An 18,795-nucleotide genomic window follows, 5' to 3' on the forward strand; every position below is an offset into this window, starting at 1 on the left:
ACCAAATGTGAAAAAGCGTGCTAAATACAGGTAATGCTTTCGATTTATCCAGGGTAAACCGTGTTAAAGCCTTTTATTGCCTCTGCATTACTGATCTCTTCCGGCTGGGCGATGGCCGCTGAGCCGCCGCTGACGGCCGCCCGTTATGCGCAGCAGCTGGGCGTCGGGATGGATGTGGACTGGGCGCGCACCGAGCGCGGCATACGTGAATTCGACCCGCTGGTGGTACGCGATTTTCGGGCTAAAGGCATTACCCACGTGCGCATCCGTGTCGCCGATGAGCCGACGGAAGCGCGGCTGATCCACCTGCGCAAGCTGGTGGAAGCCTGCGAGCAGTATGGCGTGATCCCGATAGTCGCGTATCAGGCGGATGAATATAAAAACGACCCGAAAGCCGATAACGAGAAAGAGACGGTCAACTGGTGGATTGCCGTGGCGCACTATTTCGGTCAGAGCTACCCGCTGCTGGGTTTTGACCTCATTTATGAGCCGGCCGACAAGCTCAATCACAATCTGGCGTCGTTAAACCGCGTCTATGAAAAGACCATTAAAGCGATCCACGACATCGACCCCCAGCGCATGATCTTTATTGCGCCGCGCCTGCGTGCCGCGCCGGAGGAGTTATCCAGCCTGAAGCTGCCTGCGCACAGCCAAAACTACCTGCTGGCGGAGTGGCATATTTTCCCGTGGGGGCCGCTGAAAAATGGTGGTAAATACCCGTGGACGTCCGGCACGGCGGCGGAGAAAGCGGCTATCCATAATCGCATCAATACCGCGCTGCGCTGGCAGCAAAAAACCGGGCACGTTAGCTGGGTCGGGGGCTGGGGCGTGGGGGAGTCAAACCACCTCACGCCAACCGCTTCGCAAATGGCCTTCGCCACCTTTATGGCCTGCGAACTGCAAAAAGCGAAAATCCCGTATGCGCTTAACGCGGATTTCCAGTTTTACGACGGGGAAGAGGGGGCCTGGCGGCCAGCGCCAGAGCCCTTACTGCAGGCGATGATAACCCCTGCCTGTGAAAAGCCCGGCGAGAAGCCGGGCCATCATGCGCTTAAACCGGCTGCTCGTGATGCGGAACGCGCGACGCCAGCGGCAGCCAGCACAGTAAAATCAGCAGCCCCATCAGCGTCATCAGCAACCCCAAACTAGACTGCCCGGTCTGCGGCATCATCGCCGACAGCCAGGCCAGCGCGCCGGAACCAATGTTCTGCAAACCGCCCACCAGCGCGCCCGCCGTGCCTGCGAGGAACGGGAACGGCTCCATCGCGCCGCTGGTGGCGAGCGGGAACAGCATCCCCGCGCCGAAGAAGAACAGCGCTGCCGGGATGAGCAGCGTCCAGACGGTCATCACGCCAAACAGCCCCGGGATCCACATCATCAGACCCGCCAGCAGGCAGCTGATCACCGACTGCCACATCAGGGTGGAGAAGCGCTTGTTCTGACGCCCGGCAAACCACGCGCCGAAGAACGCCGCCGGGATTGGCAGAATAAACAGAATGCTCACTACCATGCTGCTCAGGCCCAGCCCCGCGCCCAGCAGCACGCCGGAGCAGGCTTCAAACACCGCGATGCCCGCCAGGCCGCCGATCAGCATCAGCAGGTAGCAGGTGAACGCGCCGTTGCCGAACAGCGTTTTATAGCTGGCGATAAGCTTCGTGCGCGGCGCGTCCTGCGGCCGCGTTTCCGGCATCCAGCGCGCCATGCTGAAGGTGACAATCATGCAGAGCACCAGCAGGAAGGCGTAGCAGGCGCGCCAGGACCACATAGTGTCCAGCAGGCCGCCAATCAGCGGGGCCAGCAGTGGGCTCACCAGAATCCCCATATTCAACAGGCTGTTGGCATGACGAAGCTGAGTGCCCTGATACATATCGCGCGGTAGGGTTCGCGCCATTACCCCGCCGACGCCGGTCCCGACGCCCTGCAGGGCGCTGGCGGCAATCAATACGGTCAGGCTGTGGGTGGTCATCGCAATCACGGTCGCCACCATGAAAATGCACATACCGACTAAAATCACCGGACGGCGTCCGATACGGTCGGAGAGCGGTCCATAGAACAGCTGCGAAACGCCATAGGTCAGCAGGTAGGCTGCCATTACGCTCTGTACTGCGCCCTCGCGGACGTTTAATTCCTTTGCCATGTCGGCAATCGCCGGAATATAGATGGTTTGCGCCATCTGACCGACGGCCACCAGTAACACCAGCATCAACAATAAGTTAACGTTCCGTTGCTTTTTCATGTCGCTGAATACTTTTGCCAAAAGAGAAAAATGAAGAATAAGTGACTGCACATTCCCATAAATGCGCGAGGAATCTACCACAGAGAGATGGCAATTTAAGCATTGTCTTGGTGAATGAAAAAACCGGCAAAGGCAGGATTTGTAAACAAGAACGGCAACTAATGTTGCCAGTGCTTTACGCCAGGCGCAGCAGAATGGCGCCGCCGGCGATACCCAGCGCCGCCGCGATGCGCAGGCCCGCAACCTTCTCTTTTAAAAGGATAAACGCGATTAGCGCGCCAAAGAGTATGGAGGTTTCACGCAGCGCCGCGACTACCGCCAGCGGCGCCTGCGTCATTGCCCACAGCGCCAGACCGTAAGAGCCCATGGTGCCAACCCCGCCGAGCAGCCCCTTTTTCCAGTGCAGGCGCAGGTAGCCGGACGCCTCGCGCCGACGCGCCACCATCGCCCAGCCGAGCAGGCAGAAGCCGTTCATAAAGAAGGTCCATAGCGTATAGCCCAGCGCGGTGTCCGACAGCCGCACGCCGGTGCCGTCCACCAGCGTATACCCGGCAATAAAGCAGGCATTTAGCAGCGCCAGCCAGATCCCTTTGCGTGACTGCATGCGCCCGTTCATCGCCATCGCCAGAATCGACAGGCAAATTACCCCGATGCCGGACCAGGCGAGCCAGGAGAGACGATCGCCGAGCGCCAGCACGCTGATCAGCGCCACCAGCAGCGGGGCGGTGCCGCGCATCAGCGGGTAGGTCTGGCTCATATCGGAGACCTGATAGGTCTTCGCAACCAGCACGGTGTACACCACCTGTAGGGCGCAGGAGACAATCAAAAACGGCCAGCTTTCTGCTGAAGGTTGTGGGGAAAACGGCAGTAAGACCAGAGCGATAACCGTGGCGGATCCGCTGACGCTTATTGCGGAATAGAGCTTGTCCGTTCCGGCCTTAACGATGGCGTTCCAGCTGGCATGCAGCAGCGCGGCGAAGAGCAAAATGCAGAATACGGTGATGGTCATGGCGTATCGGGTGGTGAATTGTCACTCAACTGTAACATTCACGCCCTGAAGCTGCCAGCCGCTTACACCGCACAAAAAAGGCGGTGCGTCACCCGCGGTTCGTCCGAGACCAGCGTAAATCCTGCCTGGCGATAAAACCCGTAGGCAGCGTCCGGCGCATGGGTATTGAGGAAATCAAACCAGATGCTGGCATCGGCCATCACCACGGTCAAAAGCTGCTTGCCAATTCCCAGCCCGCGGCACTTTTCGCTGACGTAGAGATGGCGAATACGTCCGGCGCGCGGCTGCTGGCTGAACGGATCGCGATTCAGACCGCACACGCCGACCAGCTTGCCGTTGAGAAACGCGCCTAACAGCTTTTCGCCCGGCGCGTTAAAGCGGTTCTCACCCCGCTGCCAGCTCTCTTCGAGCCTGCGCAGCATATTGAAATTCAGTGCAATACTTTCCGCCTTCAGGGCGATATACCCCGGCTCGTCTGGCGTGACAGGCTCAATTAACAGACGCGACATAGCATTCCCTCGTTATTAAAGAGGGGCGGTTGCCCGCCCCTCTCAGGTGCGACTTGAACCTGAATTACCGAACGAATTTCAGGACAGCATCAAGCAGTTGCAGTACAGCAACAATGAGTTTGAGGATAAGTATCACCATATCCACTACGCTCATACGCGTCTCCTTTTGGTTAAAAGGAGCACGATGCTGGCGTACCTTTCCGCCGCCTGTTGCCAGCACCTGGATTGACGTAACACAGTGTGCTCACTTCAGAGGGTTAAGGCACTGACGGCACCACCCGTTTCAGCCAGGACTTCGTTGCGCCGGTAGAACTGCGGCCCCCTCGCTCACTGCGAACACCCTCAGTATAGATAAATACTGTACGTATGAACAGTATTTTGTGGACAAAATCTGGATGGCGATCCATACTCAAAAACGTCAAAATCCGTGCCTCAATTGCGCGTTCGTCTTCGATCGCGTATACTTTTTTGCGTTGACGTAACACAGTGTGTTCTGCGGCGACCAACCGCAAAACCCTGATAAAAACCTCGCTTAGGCGGGGTTTTTTGTTTTCATCACCCAACAAACGAAACGTGATCCCTGACGCATTTTTGCGCAGATGAAAATTTTTCCATTGTCACGCCCGAAAACCTGTGTTTGTATAAATTCAATCAATGAATCCAAACACAGGTCCCCAATGACTTCATCCATCTTCACTTCGACCCTACTAAAAACTGCGCAACCAGCCGCAGTGGTCGTCGTGCGTGTGGTGGTGGTCGTCGGCAATGCGCCGTAGGGACTGGATCAACACACGAATCCAAAACCCCGCCGGCGCAAACCGGGCGGGGTTTTTCGTTTAGGACCCTCCCCGGAAAGTCGGCCCAGAAGAAAAGGACTGGAGCATGGCAAGTTCGGGCACAACATCCACCAAGACGCGTTTTACCGGCGCGCAGCTGATCGTTCACCTGCTGGAGCGACAGGGCATCACCACGGTTGCGGGCATCCCCGGCGGCACGGTGCTGCCGCTGTACGATGCGTTAAGCCAAAGCACGCAGATCCGCCACGTGCTGGCGCGCCACGAGCAGGGGGCAGGCTTTATCGCTCAGGGCATGGCGCGTACCCAGGGTAAACCGGCGGTCTGTATGGCCTGCAGCGGGCCGGGCGCAACCAACCTGGTGACCGCCATCGCCGACGCGCGCCTCGACTCCATTCCGCTGATCTGCATCACCGGCCAGGTACCGTCCTCGATGATCGGCACCGATGCGTTCCAGGAAGTGGATACCTACGGCATCTCTATCCCCATCACCAAACATAACTATTTAGTTCGCGATATCAGCGAGCTTCCTCAGGTTATCAGCGATGCGTTCCGCATTGCGCAGTCCGGCCGCCCGGGCCCGGTGTGGATAGACATTCCTAAGGATGTCCAGACCGCAGAGATCGAGATCGACGTTCTGCCGGAGCCGGGCGAGCGAGCCCCCGCGCCGGAATTCAGCGCTGAGAGCGTGCGCGACGCTGCCGCCATGATTAACGCCGCCAAACGCCCGGTGCTCTATCTGGGTGGCGGGGCGATTAACGCCGCAGATGAAATCCGCGAGTTTGCAGAAAAAGCCAACCTGCCGACTACCATGACCCTGATGGCGCTCGGCATGCTGCCAAAAGCGCACCCGCTGTCCCTGGGCATGCTGGGGATGCACGGCGCGCGCAGCACCAACTACATCCTGCAGGAGGCGGATTTGCTGATTGTTATGGGCGCGCGTTTTGATGACCGGGCGATTGGCAAAACCGAGCAGTTCTGCCCGAATGCGAAAATCATTCACGTGGATATCGATCGCGCCGAGCTCGGCAAAATCAAGCAGCCGCACGTGGCGATTCAGGGCGACGTGGCCGAGGTGCTGACGCAGCTGATCCCGCAAACCGACACAACCGACCGCGCCGACTGGCGTCAGCTGGTGGCCGATCTGCAGCGCGAGTTCCCGGGTGCCATCCCAACCGAAGGCGACCCGCTGAGCCACTATGGTCTTATCAACGCCGTGGCCGCCTGCGTCGACGACAGCGCGATTATCACCACCGACGTCGGCCAGCATCAGATGTGGACCGCGCAGGCCTACCCGCTGAACCGTCCGCGCCAGTGGCTGACCTCCGGCGGTCTGGGAACCATGGGCTTCGGCCTGCCTGCGGCGGTCGGTGCAGCGCTCGCCAACCCGGACCGCAAGGTCATCTGCTTCTCCGGTGACGGCAGCCTGATGATGAACATTCAGGAAATGGCGACCGCGGCCGAAAACCAGTTAGACGTGAAAATCATCCTGATGAATAACGAGGCGCTGGGGCTGGTGCACCAGCAGCAGAGCCTGTTCTACAAGCAGGGCGTGTTTGCGGCGACCTATCCGGGGATGATTAACTTTATGCAGATTGCTGCCGGCTTTGGCCTGCACACCTGCGATCTGAACGCGGAAGAGGATGCCCATGCGGCGCTGCAGGCGGCGATTTCTCGTCCGGGCCCGGCGCTGATCCACGTTCGTATCGACCCTGAACAAAAAGTGTATCCGATGGTGCCGCCGGGTGCGGCAAATACTGAGATGGTGGGAGAATAAGCCATGCAGAAACAACATGATAACGTCATTCTGGAACTCACCGTCCGCAACCATCCCGGCGTCATGACTCACGTCTGCGGGCTGTTTGCCCGCCGGGCGTTTAACGTGGAAGGCATTCTCTGTCTGCCGATTCAGGGCAGCGAGCACAGCCGCATCTGGCTCCTGGTGAACGATGACCAGCGTCTGGAGCAGATGATGGCGCAGATTGACAAGCTGGAGGACGTCACCAACGTGGCGCGCAACCAGTCCGATCCCACCATGTTTAACAAAATTGCGGTGTTTTTCGAATAGATCGCTCATTGCTTGAACACCCGCGCGCTTACCGTTAAGGTAGGCGCGTTTTTTTATCCGCCCGCCAGGAACGCGCCATGACCACCATCGCCCTTATCGACGACCACCTTATCGTCCGCTCCGGATTTGCCCAGCTTCTGAACCTCGAACCGGATTTTCAGGTGGTGGTCGAGTTTGGCTCCGGTCGCGAGGCGCTGGCGGGCCTGCCGGGACGCGGGGTGCAGGTCTGTATCTGCGATATCTCGATGCCGGATCTCTCCGGGCTGGAGCTGTTAAGCCAGCTGCCGAAAGGGATGGCGACGATCATGCTGTCGGTTCACGACAGCCCGGCGCTGGTCGAGCAGGCGCTTAACGCGGGCGCGCGCGGCTTCCTTTCCAAACGCTGTAGCCCGGACGAGCTGATTGCCGCCGTGCGCACCGTCTCCACCGGCGGCTGCTACCTGACGCCGGATATCGCCATCAAGCTGGCGGCCGGCAGGCAGGATCCGCTCACCAGACGCGAGCGTCAGGTGGCTGAGAAGCTCGCGCAGGGGATGTCGGTGAAAGAGATTGCGGCTGAGCTGGATTTGTCGCCAAAAACCGTGCATGTCCATCGCGCCAACCTGATGGAAAAACTCAACGTCAGCAACGACGTCGAGCTGGCGCGCCGCATGTTCGACAGCTGGCAATGAGTTCCGCTTTTTCACGGCTGATCGCCGTCGTCGCCAGCTTTTTTATCTTCTCCGCCGCGTGGTTCTGCCTGTGGAGCATTAGTCTGCATCTGGTGGAGCGCCCGGAGCTGGCGGTGCTGCTGTTTCCATTCGGCCTGCGTCTGGGGCTGATGCTGCAATGCCCGCGCGGCTACTGGCCCGTTTTGCTCGGGGCAGAGTGGCTGATGCTGGTCTGGCTGGCTCAGGAGGTTGCCCTCGCGCATCTTCCCTTATTGATGACCGGAAGCCTGCTCACGCTTCTCCCTGTTGCCCTCATTTCCCGCTATCGTCACCAGCGCGACTGGCGCACCCTGCTGCGGCAGGGGGCGGCGCTGATTGCCGCCGCACTGCTGCAGTCCCTGCCGTGGGTTGGCGACAAGGAGATGCTCAACGCTCTGCTGCTGACCCTCACCGGTGGCCTGACGCTGGCACCCACCTGCCTCGTGATCTGGCACTACCTCACCAGCACCGTCTGGCAGCCGCTCGGCCCGGGGCTGGTTTCCCAACCGGTGAACTGGCGCGCCCGGCATCTCATCTGGTATCTGCTGCTGTTCGTGGTAAGCCTCTGGCTTCAGCTGGGTTTGCCCGCCGAGCTTTCACGCTTCACGCCGTTTTGCCTTGCGCTGCCGATTATTGCTCTGGCCTGGCACTATGGCTGGCAGGGGGCGCTGATCGCCACCCTGATGAACGCCATCGCGCTGATTGCCAGCCAGACCTGGCACGACCATCCGGTGGATCTGCTGCTCTCGCTGCTGGCCCAGAGCCTGACCGGGCTGCTGCTGGGGGCGGGCATTCAGCGACTGCGCGAGCTGAACCAGTCCCTGCAGACCGAGCTGGCGCGCAACCGCCGTCTGGCGGAGCGTCTGCTGGAGACGGAAGAGAGCGTGCGGCAGGAGGTGGCCCGCGAGCTGCACGATGATATCGGCCAGACGATCACCGCCATCCGCACCCAGGCGGGCATTGTCCAGCGTCTTGCGGCGGAAAATGCGGGCGTGAAGCAGGGCGGGGCGCATATCGAGCAGCTTTCACTTGGCGTATATGACTCGGTGCGACGCCTGCTCGGCAGGCTGCGCCCGCGCCAGCTTGACGACCTGTCGCTGGAGCAGGCGGTACGCTCCCTGATGCGCGAGATGGAGCTGGAAAGCCGCGGCATTGTCAGCCATCTCGACTGGCGAATTAACGAATCTGCCCTGAGCGAAGGCCAGCGCGTGACGCTGTTCCGCGTCTGTCAGGAGGGGCTGAACAATATCGTCAAACACGCCAGTGCCAGCGCGGTCACGATACAGGGCTGGCAGCAGGACGAGCGCCTGATGCTGGTGATTGAAGACGACGGCTGCGGCCTGCCGCCGGGCTCCGGCCAGCAGGGCTTTGGCCTGGCGGGCATGCGCGAGCGCGTCAAGGCGCTGGGCGGCACGCTGAACCTTTCCTGTACCCACGGGACGCGCGTCAGCGTCAGTTTGCCGTTAAGGACGCATCATGTTTAATACCCCAGCCAGCGTAGCCCCATTAAGCAACAAAGCGGAAATTGACGCCCGCTACCGCCACTGGCGACGTCATATTCTGATTACCATCTGGCTCGGCTACGCGCTGTTCTACTTCACTCGCAAAAGCTTCAACGCCGCCGCGCCGGAGATCCTCGCCAGCGGCGTGATGACGCGCACCGATATCGGCCTGCTGGCGACGCTGTTTTACATCACCTACGGCCTGTCAAAGTTCTTCTCCGGTATTGTTAGCGACCGCTCTAACGCCCGCTATTTCATGGGCGTTGGGCTGATCGCTACCGGGGTGGTGAACATCCTGTTTGGTTTCTCCACATCGCTTTGGGCCTTCGCCCTGCTGTGGGCGCTGAACGCCTTTTTCCAGGGCTGGGGCGCGCCGGTCTGCGCCCGCCTGCTCACGGCGTGGTACTCGCGCAACGAGCGCGGCGGCTGGTGGGCCGTCTGGAACACCGCGCATAACGTCGGCGGGGCGCTGATCCCGATGGTGGTCGGCGCCGCGGCGCTGCACTACGGCTGGCGCGCGGGGATGATGATTGCAGGTGGCCTCGCCATTCTCGCCGGGCTGTTCCTCTGCTGGCGCCTGCGCGACAGGCCGCAAACCGTTGGCCTGCCTGCGGTGGGCGACTGGCGGCACGACGAAATGGAGATTGCCCAGCAGCAGGAGGGGGCGGGGCTGACCCGTAAGGAGATCCTCACCAAATACGTGCTGAAAAACCCGTACATCTGGCTGCTGTCGCTCTGCTACGTGCTGGTCTACGTGGTGCGCGCGGCCATTAACGACTGGGGCAATCTGTACATGTCCGAGACGCTCGGCGTTGACCTGGTCACCGCTAACTCGGCGGTGACGATGTTCGAACTGGGCGGGTTTATCGGCGCGCTGGTAGCGGGCTGGGGTTCGGATAAGCTGTTCAACGGCAACCGCGGCCCGATGAACCTGATTTTTGCCGCCGGGATTTTGCTCTCCGTCGGCTCGCTGTGGCTGATGCCGTTCGCCAGCTACGTGATGCAGGCGGCGTGCTTTTTTACCACCGGCTTCTTCGTCTTTGGCCCGCAGATGCTCATCGGCATGGCAGCGGCGGAGTGTTCCCACAAAGAGGCGGCAGGCGCGGCGACGGGCTTTGTCGGGCTGTTTGCCTACCTTGGCGCATCGCTCTCCGGCTGGCCGCTGGCGCGGGTGATCGATATCTGGCACTGGAGCGGTTTCTTCGCGGTGATCGCCATCGCGGCGGGAATTTCCGCCCTGCTGCTGCTGCCTTTCCTGCACGCGCAGGCCCCGCGCGAGATGGGTGAAGCGTGATGCGCCTCACCTTTCTGGCCCGAGTGGCGTAAAACTAAGAAATTTTCCCGGTTTTACCTGGACGCTGTCTCAGGCATCTCTCCTGGCTGATTTTTACAATGCCTGCCATTCGCAGGTAAAAATCAGCTCAGGAGCAAACCATGCTGGCCTTCCTCAACCAGGTGCGCAAACCGACCCTGGATCTGCCGCTCGACGTGCGGCGCAAAATGTGGTTCAAACCGTTCATGCAGTCCTATCTGGTGGTCTTTATCGGCTACCTGACCATGTACCTGATCCGCAAAAACTTTAATATCGCGCAGAACGACATGATCTCCACCTACGGGCTGAGCATGACGCAGCTGGGGATGATTGGCCTGGGCTTCTCCATCACCTACGGCGTGGGAAAAACGGTTGTGTCCTACTACGCGGACGGCAAAAACACCAAGCAGTTCCTGCCGTTTATGCTGATCCTCTCCGCCATCTGTATGCTCGGCTTCAGCGCCAGCATGGGCGCAGGGTCTGTCAGCCTGTTCCTGATGATCGCCTTCTACGCCCTGAGCGGCTTCTTCCAGAGTACCGGCGGGTCGTGCAGCTACTCCACCATCACCAAGTGGACCCCGCGCCGCAAGCGTGGTTCGTACCTCGGCATGTGGAACATCTCCCACAACCTCGGCGGAGCGGGTGCGGCAGGCGTGGCGCTGTTTGGCGCAAACTACCTGTTCGACGGCCACGTGATCGGCATGTTTATCTTCCCGTCGATTATCGCCCTGATTGTCGGCTTTATTGGCCTGCGCTACGGCAGCGACTCCCCGGAATCGTACGGCCTCGGCAAAGCCGAAGAGCTGTTCGGCGAGGAGATCAGCGAAGAGGACAAAGAGACCGAAGAGAACGAGATGACCAAATGGCAGATCTTTGTTGAGTACGTGCTGAAAAACAAAGTGATCTGGCTGCTGTGCTTCTCAAACATCTTCCTGTACGTGGTGCGTATCGGCATCGACCAGTGGTCCACCGTGTACGCCTTCCAGGAGCTGAAGCTCTCTAAAGAGGTGGCGATTCAGGGCTTCACCCTGTTCGAAGTGGGCGCGCTTGTCGGCACCCTGCTGTGGGGCTGGCTCTCTGACCTCGCCAACGGCCGTCGTGCGCTGGTGGCCTGCGTCGCGCTGGCGCTGATTATCGCCACACTTGGCATCTACCAGCATGCCAGCAACCAGTACGTTTACCTCGCATCCCTGTTCGCGCTTGGCTTCCTGGTGTTTGGTCCGCAGCTGCTGATCGGCGTGGCGGCAGTGGGCTTCGTACCGAAAAAAGCGATCGGCGCTGCCGATGGGATTAAAGGCACCTTCGCCTATCTGATTGGCGACAGCTTCGCCAAGCTGGGTCTGGGGATGATCGCTGACGGTACGCCAATTTTCGGCCTCACCGGCTGGGCGGGCACCTTCGCGGCGCTGGATGCGGCAGCGATCGGCTGTATCGTCCTGATGGCGATGGTCGCGGTGCTGGAGGAACGTAAAATTCGCCGTGAGAATCGTGCGCAGAAATTAAAAACAGCCTGAGTGTGCAGGTAACGTCTTTGCCCGGTGTGTGATGCCGGGCTTTTTTATTTCCGCCGACGGCATTAATACCTTATCCCCCGTCCCGCAACGTCTTTTCAGTGCACTATTCTGGTTCTGCCCGCTGTTGACGCCGTGCGTTTCCCGCTATGATGAGCGGCTAGTCAAAGGAGAACGCATGGTCTGGATAATGCTGGCAACGCTTGCCGTGGTGTTTGTGGTGGGATTTCGCGTCCTGACCTCAGACTCCCGCCGCGCCATCAAACGTTTAAGCGAGCGTCTGGGCATCACCCCGATGCCGGTTGAGTCGATGATCGATCAGTTCGGCAAAATGCCGGGCAATGAGTTTATCCGCTACCTTGAGCGCCCGGACGAAGCGCATCTGCAAAACGCCGCGCAGGTGCTGCTGATCTGGCAGGTCTGCATTGTCGACGCCAGCGAGGAGAACCTGCACGCCTGGCACCGCATGCTGCGAAAAGCCCGCCTTGCCGCACCCATTACCGATGCGCAAATTCGTCTGGCGCTTGGCTTCATGCGGGAGATGGAGCCCGATCCGCAGGAGCTGAACGCCTTCCAGCTACGCTACAACCAGCTCTTCCTGCCGGAAGAGGGTGTGTTTTATCTGCATTAAGGCATTTTCCCGCATAACACATTCTGAGCGTTCAGAATCTCCTCTCTGTTTTCATTGAGGCGGGTGGCGGCATAGATATCTATGTTTAACCTTTTTGCCTCCGCGTCCGTGAGTTCACGGTAGCAAAGTCCTTCCTGATTAAAGGTGCATTTCGACTGCGGCAGCAGCGCAAATCCTTTCCCTCTTGCGATACGGCTCAGCATCACGAGGGTATCATCCGGCTCTTTAATACGCTTCAGCGGCGTTTTTAGCGTATCAAAGTAGCTTTCGCATTTGTCGTAGAATGAAGGGTTTGCACTTCTGGAAAACCAGAATATGGGTAAATCACTGATATCTTCGAGGGAGACTTTCTCTTTGAGACTTGCAGGGTGTAAAGAGGGCATTGCGATGAGTAACGGCTCCTGGCAGACCCACCGGTACTGAACAATGTCTTCATGACCCGTTCCTTTTTCACCGGTCAGCACCAGATCCAGCATATTTTTAGACAAGCTTTGCAGCAGTTGCGCTGACGTCAGATCCGGCGTTTCGACATCATCTCCCGCGTTCATTTTTTGAAGCTGGGTGTTCACCGGTTCAATATATTCAAAATTAAGCGTCCGCGTCAGCCCGATTCGGAGGCTCGTTTCAGAGGAGAGCGTGTCTTCTTTTAAATTGCTGATGTCTTTGAGTATTTTTTCAGCCTGAACAACCAGCGCACGACCTGCTTCAGTGAGGCTAACGTCATGCGTGCTGCGGCTGAACAACTGACGTTTCAGAACCGCTTCAAGGCACTTTATCTGGCGCGTCAATGGCGGTTGAGTCATGCGTAGACGTTCGGCAGCCTTACGGAAATTCAGTTCATGTGCAACAGCGAGAAAGCATTGTAATTGTTTGATACTGGGCAGGTTATTGCTGATTAAATATTCTGCTGTGGCCATACGTGAGTCCTGAATGCGAAAAGGTATTTAGTCTTTTTTCGATTTCGATATTACACGGTAACGCTATGAAGAAAAACCCAATTTAATAGTAATACAAAAAGTATATTACAAATTTAATAATTCCACTTATGCACTGAATTGATAAATTAATTTCTGTTTTTTTCTTATTTTTATTAAAAGGAACTCTCTGTTCTAAAGTATCGCGTGGAAAGTAAGTACGTTTCTCAGAAATATCATCGTTGGCCCGAAGATATTGGGTATCCCGTCTGTGGGTAACAACATTCAACATTTATCCAATTCGTAAAAGAATTTACTGATTAGTATATTGAGGTGGCGATTATGGCTGTAGAACGTTTTCCGCAAAAAATGACCTTAAAGTCATGGCTTGCTTTATTTATTCTGGCTATTTCAACGTTTACTATTGTTACCACTGAACTGGCGCCAGTAGGTTTATTAACCCCAATTGCAGATGGGCTACAGTCTTCGGAATCTGCAGTGGGTATGACCGTATCGCTTTATGCCTGGGTCGGGGCGTTGAGCGCGCTGTTTGCCTCCGTCTTTTTAGGGAATGTGTCCAGGAAGCGCCTTTTACTCGTGCTCACCGTGGTACTTCTGATTTCTAACGTCATGGCCGCGACCGTAGACACCTACAGCATGCTGCTTAGCGCCCGCGTACTGGGTGCGCTTGCTCACGGTGCATTCTGGGCGATGATCGGCGCGGCGGCGGTAGCTATCGTACCTGCCAGATATATTGGCGCGGCGACGTCAATCGTATTTGGAGGCGTTTCCGCAGCAAGCGTTTTTGGCGTGCCGGTATCCAACTATATTGGTATTCACTTCGGCTGGCGGCAGGCATTTTGGCTGATGGCCGCGCTGAGCGTAATTGCCTTTGTGGGTATTAGTGTGCTTGTTCCCCGGATCGCCAGCAAAAGTTCGCTTGGCCTGGATGCGCTTAAAGGCGTGCTAAAGTCGTCTACCTTGTGGAAAATTTACTCAGCAACCTTGCTGGCCGTTACGGCCCACTTTGCTGCTTTTACGTATATTGAACCCTGGCTACATGCGCAGAGTTCACTGTCCATCACCTTTATTCCCGCTGTGCTTTTTGTTTACGGCATCGCGGGTCTGGCCGGTAATTTCCTCACCGGCGTGTTGATTGATAAGTATCTCAAGCTGACGGTCTCGTTGTCTGTACTGCTGATCTGTGCAGTGCTGCTGTTCCTGGGTCTGTCAGGTTCCTCGCTCTCTGCTGCGATGATATTCACCAGCATGATTGTCTGGGGTATCGCCGTGTCAGGAATATTTGTCGGCTTCCAGACCTGGGTTTTATGTATGGCAGAGGATAAAGCCTTCCCCGCCTCTGCAATCTACGTTTCATTTTTCAATACCGCCATTGGTATCGGCGCGTCGGTCGGTGCCTGGATAGTTTCATCATTTTCACTGCCGCTCCTGTATATCGTCGCCGCCACGGCCATCGGCCTTTCCGTTCTGCTTATTGCGTTTATCCCTGCCACGTTGACCGCTAAACAATCCCGGATGGAGAAATCTTATGAGTCCAATTAATGCCCGCATCCGGCATGGATGAAAAATAATCATTGCTGACAACGGATAAAAAAACCGGGTAAACCCGGTTTTTTTATTTCATGATGAGGTATCAGGCGTTTACACCCTTCATTCCCTCTGCAGAATATCGTTCACCTTTAATCTCTATCTTTCGACGAATATCGTTCAGTGATTGAATATCGCTTTTTTCCAGAACAATGTCGGCTGAGAGTGCATTCTCTGCCAGGTAACGGGTGTGCTTAGTGCCCGGAATGGGAACCAGTTTATCGTATTGCGCCAGCAACCACGCCAGTGCAATTTGACCCGAAGTGCAACCGTATTTCTGCGCAAGCGGCGTAATCGCATCGAGCAACTGGCGATTATGATCAAGACTGGACTGAATAAAACGTTCGTTATTCTTGCGAAAATCACCCTCTGCAAAATCACTGTTGTTCAGGTATTTTCCAGTAAGGAAGCCTCTACCAAGAGGCGAGTAAGGCACCAGGCCGATATCCAACTCTTTCACGACCGGCAGAACGGTATCTTCAATATCACGCGTCCACAGAGAATATTCCGTTTGCAGCGCGGTGACAGGATGGACTTCATGGGCCCGTCGTAGCGTTGAAGCTGAAACTTCACAAAGACCAATATGGTTAATTTTACCTTCTTTAACGAGCGCACTGAGGCAATCCATGCTTTCTTCGACCGGTGTTTCGTTGCTCACTCTGTGAAGGTAAAAGAGATCGATGCGTTCAACGCCAAGGCGCTTAAGGGATTCGTTACAGCAACGGATGATATAGTCGGGTGTGTTATTAATGGAGCGGGCATAGGACTCGTCGGGAGAGCGATCGATACCGCACTTCGTGGCAATTTTAAACTGCTCGCGTGTGCTTTTATCCAGCCCGGCAAGAAAGTGACCGATCAGCCTTTCATTGTGACCGCGGCCATAAAGATTTGCGGTATCAATGAACGTCACGTTCAGTTCGATGAGCTTATGCAACACCTCAAGTGATGCATTGTCATCCGTCTGCCCGTAAAATTCACTCAGCCCCATCGCACCAAAGCCAATAGCACTAACACTAAGATTTTGAGATAAGTTACGTGTTTTCATAGTTTCTCCTTTTCAGACGCTATGATTGTTTCACCTCAAATGTGGATACTGAATTTTCATTTTCGTTATGCTGAAAAGGTATCAGTCGACGACGCTCTCCCTCCTGGCTCATTAAAAACGACAAAAGTTGTCAAATCGTTAAATCCGTCACACTTTTGATGATAAACTGCGCGACTTTTCCGCACGTTTTTATCTTCAGGTGACGCCATGACAGAACATATCCAGCCCACGACCAGACCGCAGACCAAAGAGGTTTCACGCCCCAACTGGTCGGCGGTTTTCTCCGTGGCGTTCTGCGTCGCCTGCCTGATTACCGTTGAGTTTCTGCCGGTGAGCCTGCTGACACCGATGGCGCAGGACCTGGGCATTTCCGAAGGCGTGGCGGGGCAGTCCGTTACCGTCACCGCGTTTGTGGCGATGTTTGCCAGCCTGTTTATCACCCAGGTGATTGGCACCATCGACCGTCGCAAAGTGGTCATTCTGTTCAGCGTGCTGCTGACGCTCTCCTGCCTGCTGGTCTCCTTCGCAGAAAGCTTCACCCTGCTGCTGCTGGGCCGCGCCTGTCTGGGACTGGGGCTCGGCGGCTTCTGGGCGATGTCCGCCTCGCTGACCATGCGCCTGGTGCCTGCGCGCACCGTGCCGAAAGCGCTGTCCGTCATCTTTGGCGCGGTCTCCATCGCGCTGGTGATTGCCGCGCCGCTGGGCAGCTTCCTGGGCGGGATTATCGGCTGGCGTAACGTCTTTAATGCGGCGGCGGTTATGGGCGTGCTTTGCGTTATCTGGGTGTGGAAGGCGCTGCCGTCCCTGCCTGGCGAAGCGGCGCACCACAAACAGAACATGTTTAGCCTGCTGAAGCGTCCCGGCGTGCTGGCGGGGATGACCGCGATCTTTATGTCCTTTGCCGGGCAGTTTGCCTTCTTTACCTATATCCGCCCGGTGTTTATGACCATGGCGGGCTTTGACGTAGACGGCCTGACGCTGGTGCTGCTGAGCTTCGGTATCGCCAGCTTTGTCGGTACCTCGCTTTCGTCCCAGTTCCTGAAGCGCTCCCTGAAAGTGGCGCTGGCGGGTGCGCCGCTGGTGCTGGCTGCAAGCGCCGCGGTGCTGGTGCTGTGGGGTAGCGATAAGTGGGTCGCGTCTGCCATTGCGATTATCTGGGGCTTTGCCTTTGCGCTGGTGCCGGTGGGCTGGTCGACGTGGATCACCCGCTCACTTGCCGATCAGGCTGAAAAAGCCGGGTCGATTCAGGTGGCGGTGATCCAGCTGGCAAACACCTGCGGCGCGGCGATTGGCGGCGTGGCGCTCGACCACCTGGGGCTGACGTCACCGCTGGTGATTTCAGGCGCGCTGATGCTTTTGACCGCGCTGCTGGTGGCGGGCAAGGTTAAAGCACGTTGATTGATAAATAGTCACTTCATCGATATACTTGTACCGTAACTTGTACAGGAGGGAATATGCAGGTTGTGACGTTTACCGAAGCACGAAGCCGACTCAAAGATGTGTTGGACGACGTGAATGACAACGTGGAGACAACCATCATCAGCCGCCGAAACGGGGGTGACGCGGTGGTTATGTCTCTGCAGCACTACAACTCGATGATGGAAACCATCCATCTGATGAGTTCGCCTGCTAACGCCAGCCGACTGATGGAGTCAATCGCACAGGCAAATACCGGAAAAACCACGCAGAGGGATCTGATAGATGACCAGGCTACTGATTTGGACTGATAACGGCTGGGATGATTACCTGTGGTGGCAGGAGCAGGACAAGAAAACGCTTCGCAGAATCAATAAATTGATTGAAGATGCGAAGCGTCAACCTTTCGATGGCCTGGGTAAGCCGGAACCCCTTAAAGGTAACCTTTCCGGATACTGGTCCCGTCGAATCAATGATACCGATCGTCTGGTTTACGGGGTGTCAGATAGCGCTCTTACTATTTTAATGTGCCGCTATCACTATTATTCGTAGATCACGCCGATGTCCTCACCCGTCTTCTTGAATCCATCGAAATCAGTACAACCGACGACACGATCAGCAGCGTCCCCAGCCAGTCCGGCAGGGTGAACGCCACGCCCAGCAACACCACCGACAGCAGCGCGCTGCTCAGCGGCTCGGCGCAGCTCAGAATGCTCGCTTTCGGCCCGCCGATCGTCTGCGCGCCTTTCAGATACAGGCTGAACGTCAGCGCGGTGCCGATCACGACCAGGTAGAAAAACGCCAGCAGCAGGCTGCCGTCAATGACGAAGGTCGTCCCGCGCCCGGCGTAGAACGGCGTCAGCATTAACCCGGCAATCAACATACTCCAGCCGACAATCGGCAATGTGCCATAGCGGGCAATTAGCGTTGACGGATAGGTCGTGTAAAACGCCGCGGCAAACGCCGAAGCGATGCCGAAGAACAGCGCGGCTGGCGAGATGGAGAGCGAGGTCGGGTCGCCGTGGGTGACCAGCAGGAACGTCCCGACCAGCGAGGTCACAATCGCGGATAAAACAAACACGCCGGGGCGCTTTTTCCGCGCCAGCGCGAACCAGGCCACGATAATGGTTGGCGACAGAAACTGCAGCACAGTGGCCGTTGCCGCATTGGATTTTTCAATCGTCAGCAGGAAGGTGAGCTGCACGGTGAGCGCGCCGACCAGCGAGAAAAACAACAGGCTGAGGGCGTCTTTGCGATGTTTGATGACCGAGAAAATCTTGTCGCCGTGAACGAAGGAGAGCGTCAGCAGGATCACGCCGGTAAACAGCAGGCGAACCATGGTCAGGTAAGGCGAAGAAATGTGGCTTTTCTCCATGATGTACTGCGCGCAAACGCCGGAACTGCCCCATAAAACGGCGGCGATCAGGACGTTCAGCATCCCTTTACGTGTAGAACCCATTTTCTCCCCTGTTATGTTGGTTTTTTTCTAGCATAACATGGGATCTTTCCGGGTGGCGCTACGCTTACCCGGCCTACAAAACCTTGTAGGCC

The 18,795-nt window shown here is 57.1% G+C and carries 20 protein-coding genes; 13 read left to right on the forward strand and 7 right to left on the reverse strand.

The window, feature by feature from the left end:
* Positions 1–60 precede the first annotated feature (60 nt).
* On the forward strand, positions 61–1,149 hold the full coding sequence (locus tag PUP35_RS00105) for a cellulase family glycosylhydrolase (RefSeq protein ID WP_274241454.1): 1,089 nt from the start codon (positions 61–63) through the stop codon (positions 1,147–1,149).
* On the opposite strand, the gene emrD is transcribed toward PUP35_RS00105, so the two are convergent.
* The 4 genes from emrD to tisB form a co-directional block, all read right to left on the reverse strand.
* A complete protein-coding gene (emrD, locus tag PUP35_RS00110; protein ID WP_248175547.1) occupies positions 1,052–2,236 on the reverse strand; it encodes a multidrug efflux MFS transporter EmrD in 1,185 nt (394 codons plus the stop codon). The two genes, PUP35_RS00105 and emrD, sit on opposite strands and share 98 nt — an antisense overlap.
* Before the next feature lie 175 nt (positions 2,237–2,411).
* Positions 2,412–3,245, reverse strand: coding sequence for an EamA family transporter (locus tag PUP35_RS00115; RefSeq protein WP_127729032.1), 834 nt, complete (start codon positions 3,243–3,245; stop codon positions 2,412–2,414).
* A gap of 62 nt (positions 3,246–3,307) precedes the next feature.
* Positions 3,308–3,754 (reverse strand): GNAT family N-acetyltransferase, encoded by a 447-nt coding sequence (locus PUP35_RS00120; protein WP_021242692.1) that lies wholly within the window; start codon positions 3,752–3,754, stop codon positions 3,308–3,310.
* A gap of 64 nt (positions 3,755–3,818) precedes the next feature.
* Positions 3,819–3,908 (reverse strand): type I toxin-antitoxin system toxin TisB, encoded by a 90-nt coding sequence (gene tisB, locus PUP35_RS21945; protein WP_008500146.1) that lies wholly within the window; start codon positions 3,906–3,908, stop codon positions 3,819–3,821.
* Between the two features lie 523 nt (positions 3,909–4,431).
* Between tisB and ivbL the strand changes: the two genes are divergently transcribed.
* From ivbL to PUP35_RS00160, 8 genes are all read left to right on the forward strand, one after another.
* A complete protein-coding gene (gene ivbL / locus PUP35_RS00125) occupies positions 4,432–4,530 on the forward strand; it encodes an ilvB operon leader peptide IvbL (RefSeq protein WP_057979964.1) in 99 nt (32 codons plus the stop codon).
* Between the two features lie 106 nt (positions 4,531–4,636).
* Positions 4,637–6,325: an acetolactate synthase large subunit gene (ilvB, locus tag PUP35_RS00130; protein WP_274241461.1), complete on the forward strand. Its 1,689-nt coding sequence runs from the start codon at positions 4,637–4,639 to the stop codon at positions 6,323–6,325.
* A 3-nt stretch (positions 6,326–6,328) separates the two neighbouring features.
* Positions 6,329–6,616 (forward strand): acetolactate synthase small subunit, encoded by a 288-nt coding sequence (gene ilvN / locus PUP35_RS00135; protein WP_008500144.1) that lies wholly within the window; start codon positions 6,329–6,331, stop codon positions 6,614–6,616.
* Between the two features lie 77 nt (positions 6,617–6,693).
* Positions 6,694–7,287 (forward strand): transcriptional regulator UhpA, encoded by a 594-nt coding sequence (gene uhpA / locus PUP35_RS00140; RefSeq protein ID WP_274241465.1) that lies wholly within the window; start codon positions 6,694–6,696, stop codon positions 7,285–7,287.
* Positions 7,284–8,789: a signal transduction histidine-protein kinase/phosphatase UhpB gene (gene uhpB / locus PUP35_RS00145; protein WP_127729034.1), complete on the forward strand. Its 1,506-nt coding sequence runs from the start codon at positions 7,284–7,286 to the stop codon at positions 8,787–8,789. Before uhpA ends, uhpB begins: the two co-directional genes overlap by 4 nt.
* Positions 8,782–10,101, forward strand: coding sequence for an MFS transporter (locus PUP35_RS00150; protein WP_274241467.1), 1,320 nt, complete (start codon positions 8,782–8,784; stop codon positions 10,099–10,101). Before uhpB ends, PUP35_RS00150 begins: the two co-directional genes overlap by 8 nt.
* 140 nt (positions 10,102–10,241) lie before the next feature.
* Positions 10,242–11,633 (forward strand): hexose-6-phosphate:phosphate antiporter, encoded by a 1,392-nt coding sequence (gene uhpT / locus PUP35_RS00155; RefSeq protein WP_115876747.1) that lies wholly within the window; start codon positions 10,242–10,244, stop codon positions 11,631–11,633.
* Positions 11,634–11,808: 175 nt separating this feature from the next.
* Positions 11,809–12,261: a DUF1198 domain-containing protein gene (locus PUP35_RS00160; protein ID WP_115876746.1), complete on the forward strand. Its 453-nt coding sequence runs from the start codon at positions 11,809–11,811 to the stop codon at positions 12,259–12,261.
* On the opposite strand, the gene PUP35_RS00165 is transcribed toward PUP35_RS00160, so the two are convergent.
* On the reverse strand, positions 12,258–13,178 hold the full coding sequence (locus PUP35_RS00165) for a LysR family transcriptional regulator (protein WP_127729036.1): 921 nt from the start codon (positions 13,176–13,178) through the stop codon (positions 12,258–12,260). The two genes, PUP35_RS00160 and PUP35_RS00165, sit on opposite strands and share 4 nt — an antisense overlap.
* 339 nt (positions 13,179–13,517) lie before the next feature.
* On the opposite strand from PUP35_RS00165, the gene PUP35_RS00170 reads away from it, so the two are divergent.
* On the forward strand, positions 13,518–14,738 hold the full coding sequence (locus tag PUP35_RS00170) for an MFS transporter (RefSeq protein WP_127729038.1): 1,221 nt from the start codon (positions 13,518–13,520) through the stop codon (positions 14,736–14,738).
* A 91-nt stretch (positions 14,739–14,829) separates the two neighbouring features.
* On the opposite strand, the gene PUP35_RS00175 is transcribed toward PUP35_RS00170, so the two are convergent.
* Positions 14,830–15,828: an aldo/keto reductase gene (locus PUP35_RS00175; RefSeq protein WP_274241471.1), complete on the reverse strand. Its 999-nt coding sequence runs from the start codon at positions 15,826–15,828 to the stop codon at positions 14,830–14,832.
* Positions 15,829–16,035: 207 nt separating this feature from the next.
* On the opposite strand from PUP35_RS00175, the gene nepI reads away from it, so the two are divergent.
* The 3 genes from nepI to PUP35_RS00190 are packed head-to-tail and all read left to right on the forward strand — an operon-like array spanning position 16,036 to position 17,796.
* Positions 16,036–17,226 carry a purine ribonucleoside efflux pump NepI gene (gene nepI / locus PUP35_RS00180; RefSeq protein ID WP_127729042.1) on the forward strand — a complete coding sequence of 397 codons (1,191 nt, stop codon included), beginning with the start codon at positions 16,036–16,038 and terminating at the stop codon, positions 17,224–17,226.
* Positions 17,227–17,282: 56 nt separating this feature from the next.
* Complete coding sequence (locus PUP35_RS00185) at positions 17,283–17,555, forward strand: type II toxin-antitoxin system Phd/YefM family antitoxin (RefSeq protein ID WP_041911702.1); 273 nt, start codon at positions 17,283–17,285, stop codon at positions 17,553–17,555.
* A complete protein-coding gene (locus PUP35_RS00190; RefSeq protein ID WP_041911701.1) occupies positions 17,530–17,796 on the forward strand; it encodes a Txe/YoeB family addiction module toxin in 267 nt (88 codons plus the stop codon). The genes PUP35_RS00185 and PUP35_RS00190 overlap by 26 nt, the downstream gene beginning before the upstream one ends.
* 1 nt (position 17,797) lies before the next feature.
* Here the strand turns inward: PUP35_RS00190 and PUP35_RS00195 are convergent, their stop codons facing one another.
* A complete protein-coding gene (locus PUP35_RS00195; protein WP_248175552.1) occupies positions 17,798–18,703 on the reverse strand; it encodes a DMT family transporter in 906 nt (301 codons plus the stop codon).
* Between the last annotated feature and the right edge of the window lie 92 nt (positions 18,704–18,795).

Source organism: Enterobacter sp. S-33 (assembly GCF_028735835.1).
Lineage (GTDB): Bacteria > Pseudomonadota > Gammaproteobacteria > Enterobacterales > Enterobacteriaceae > Enterobacter > Enterobacter vonholyi.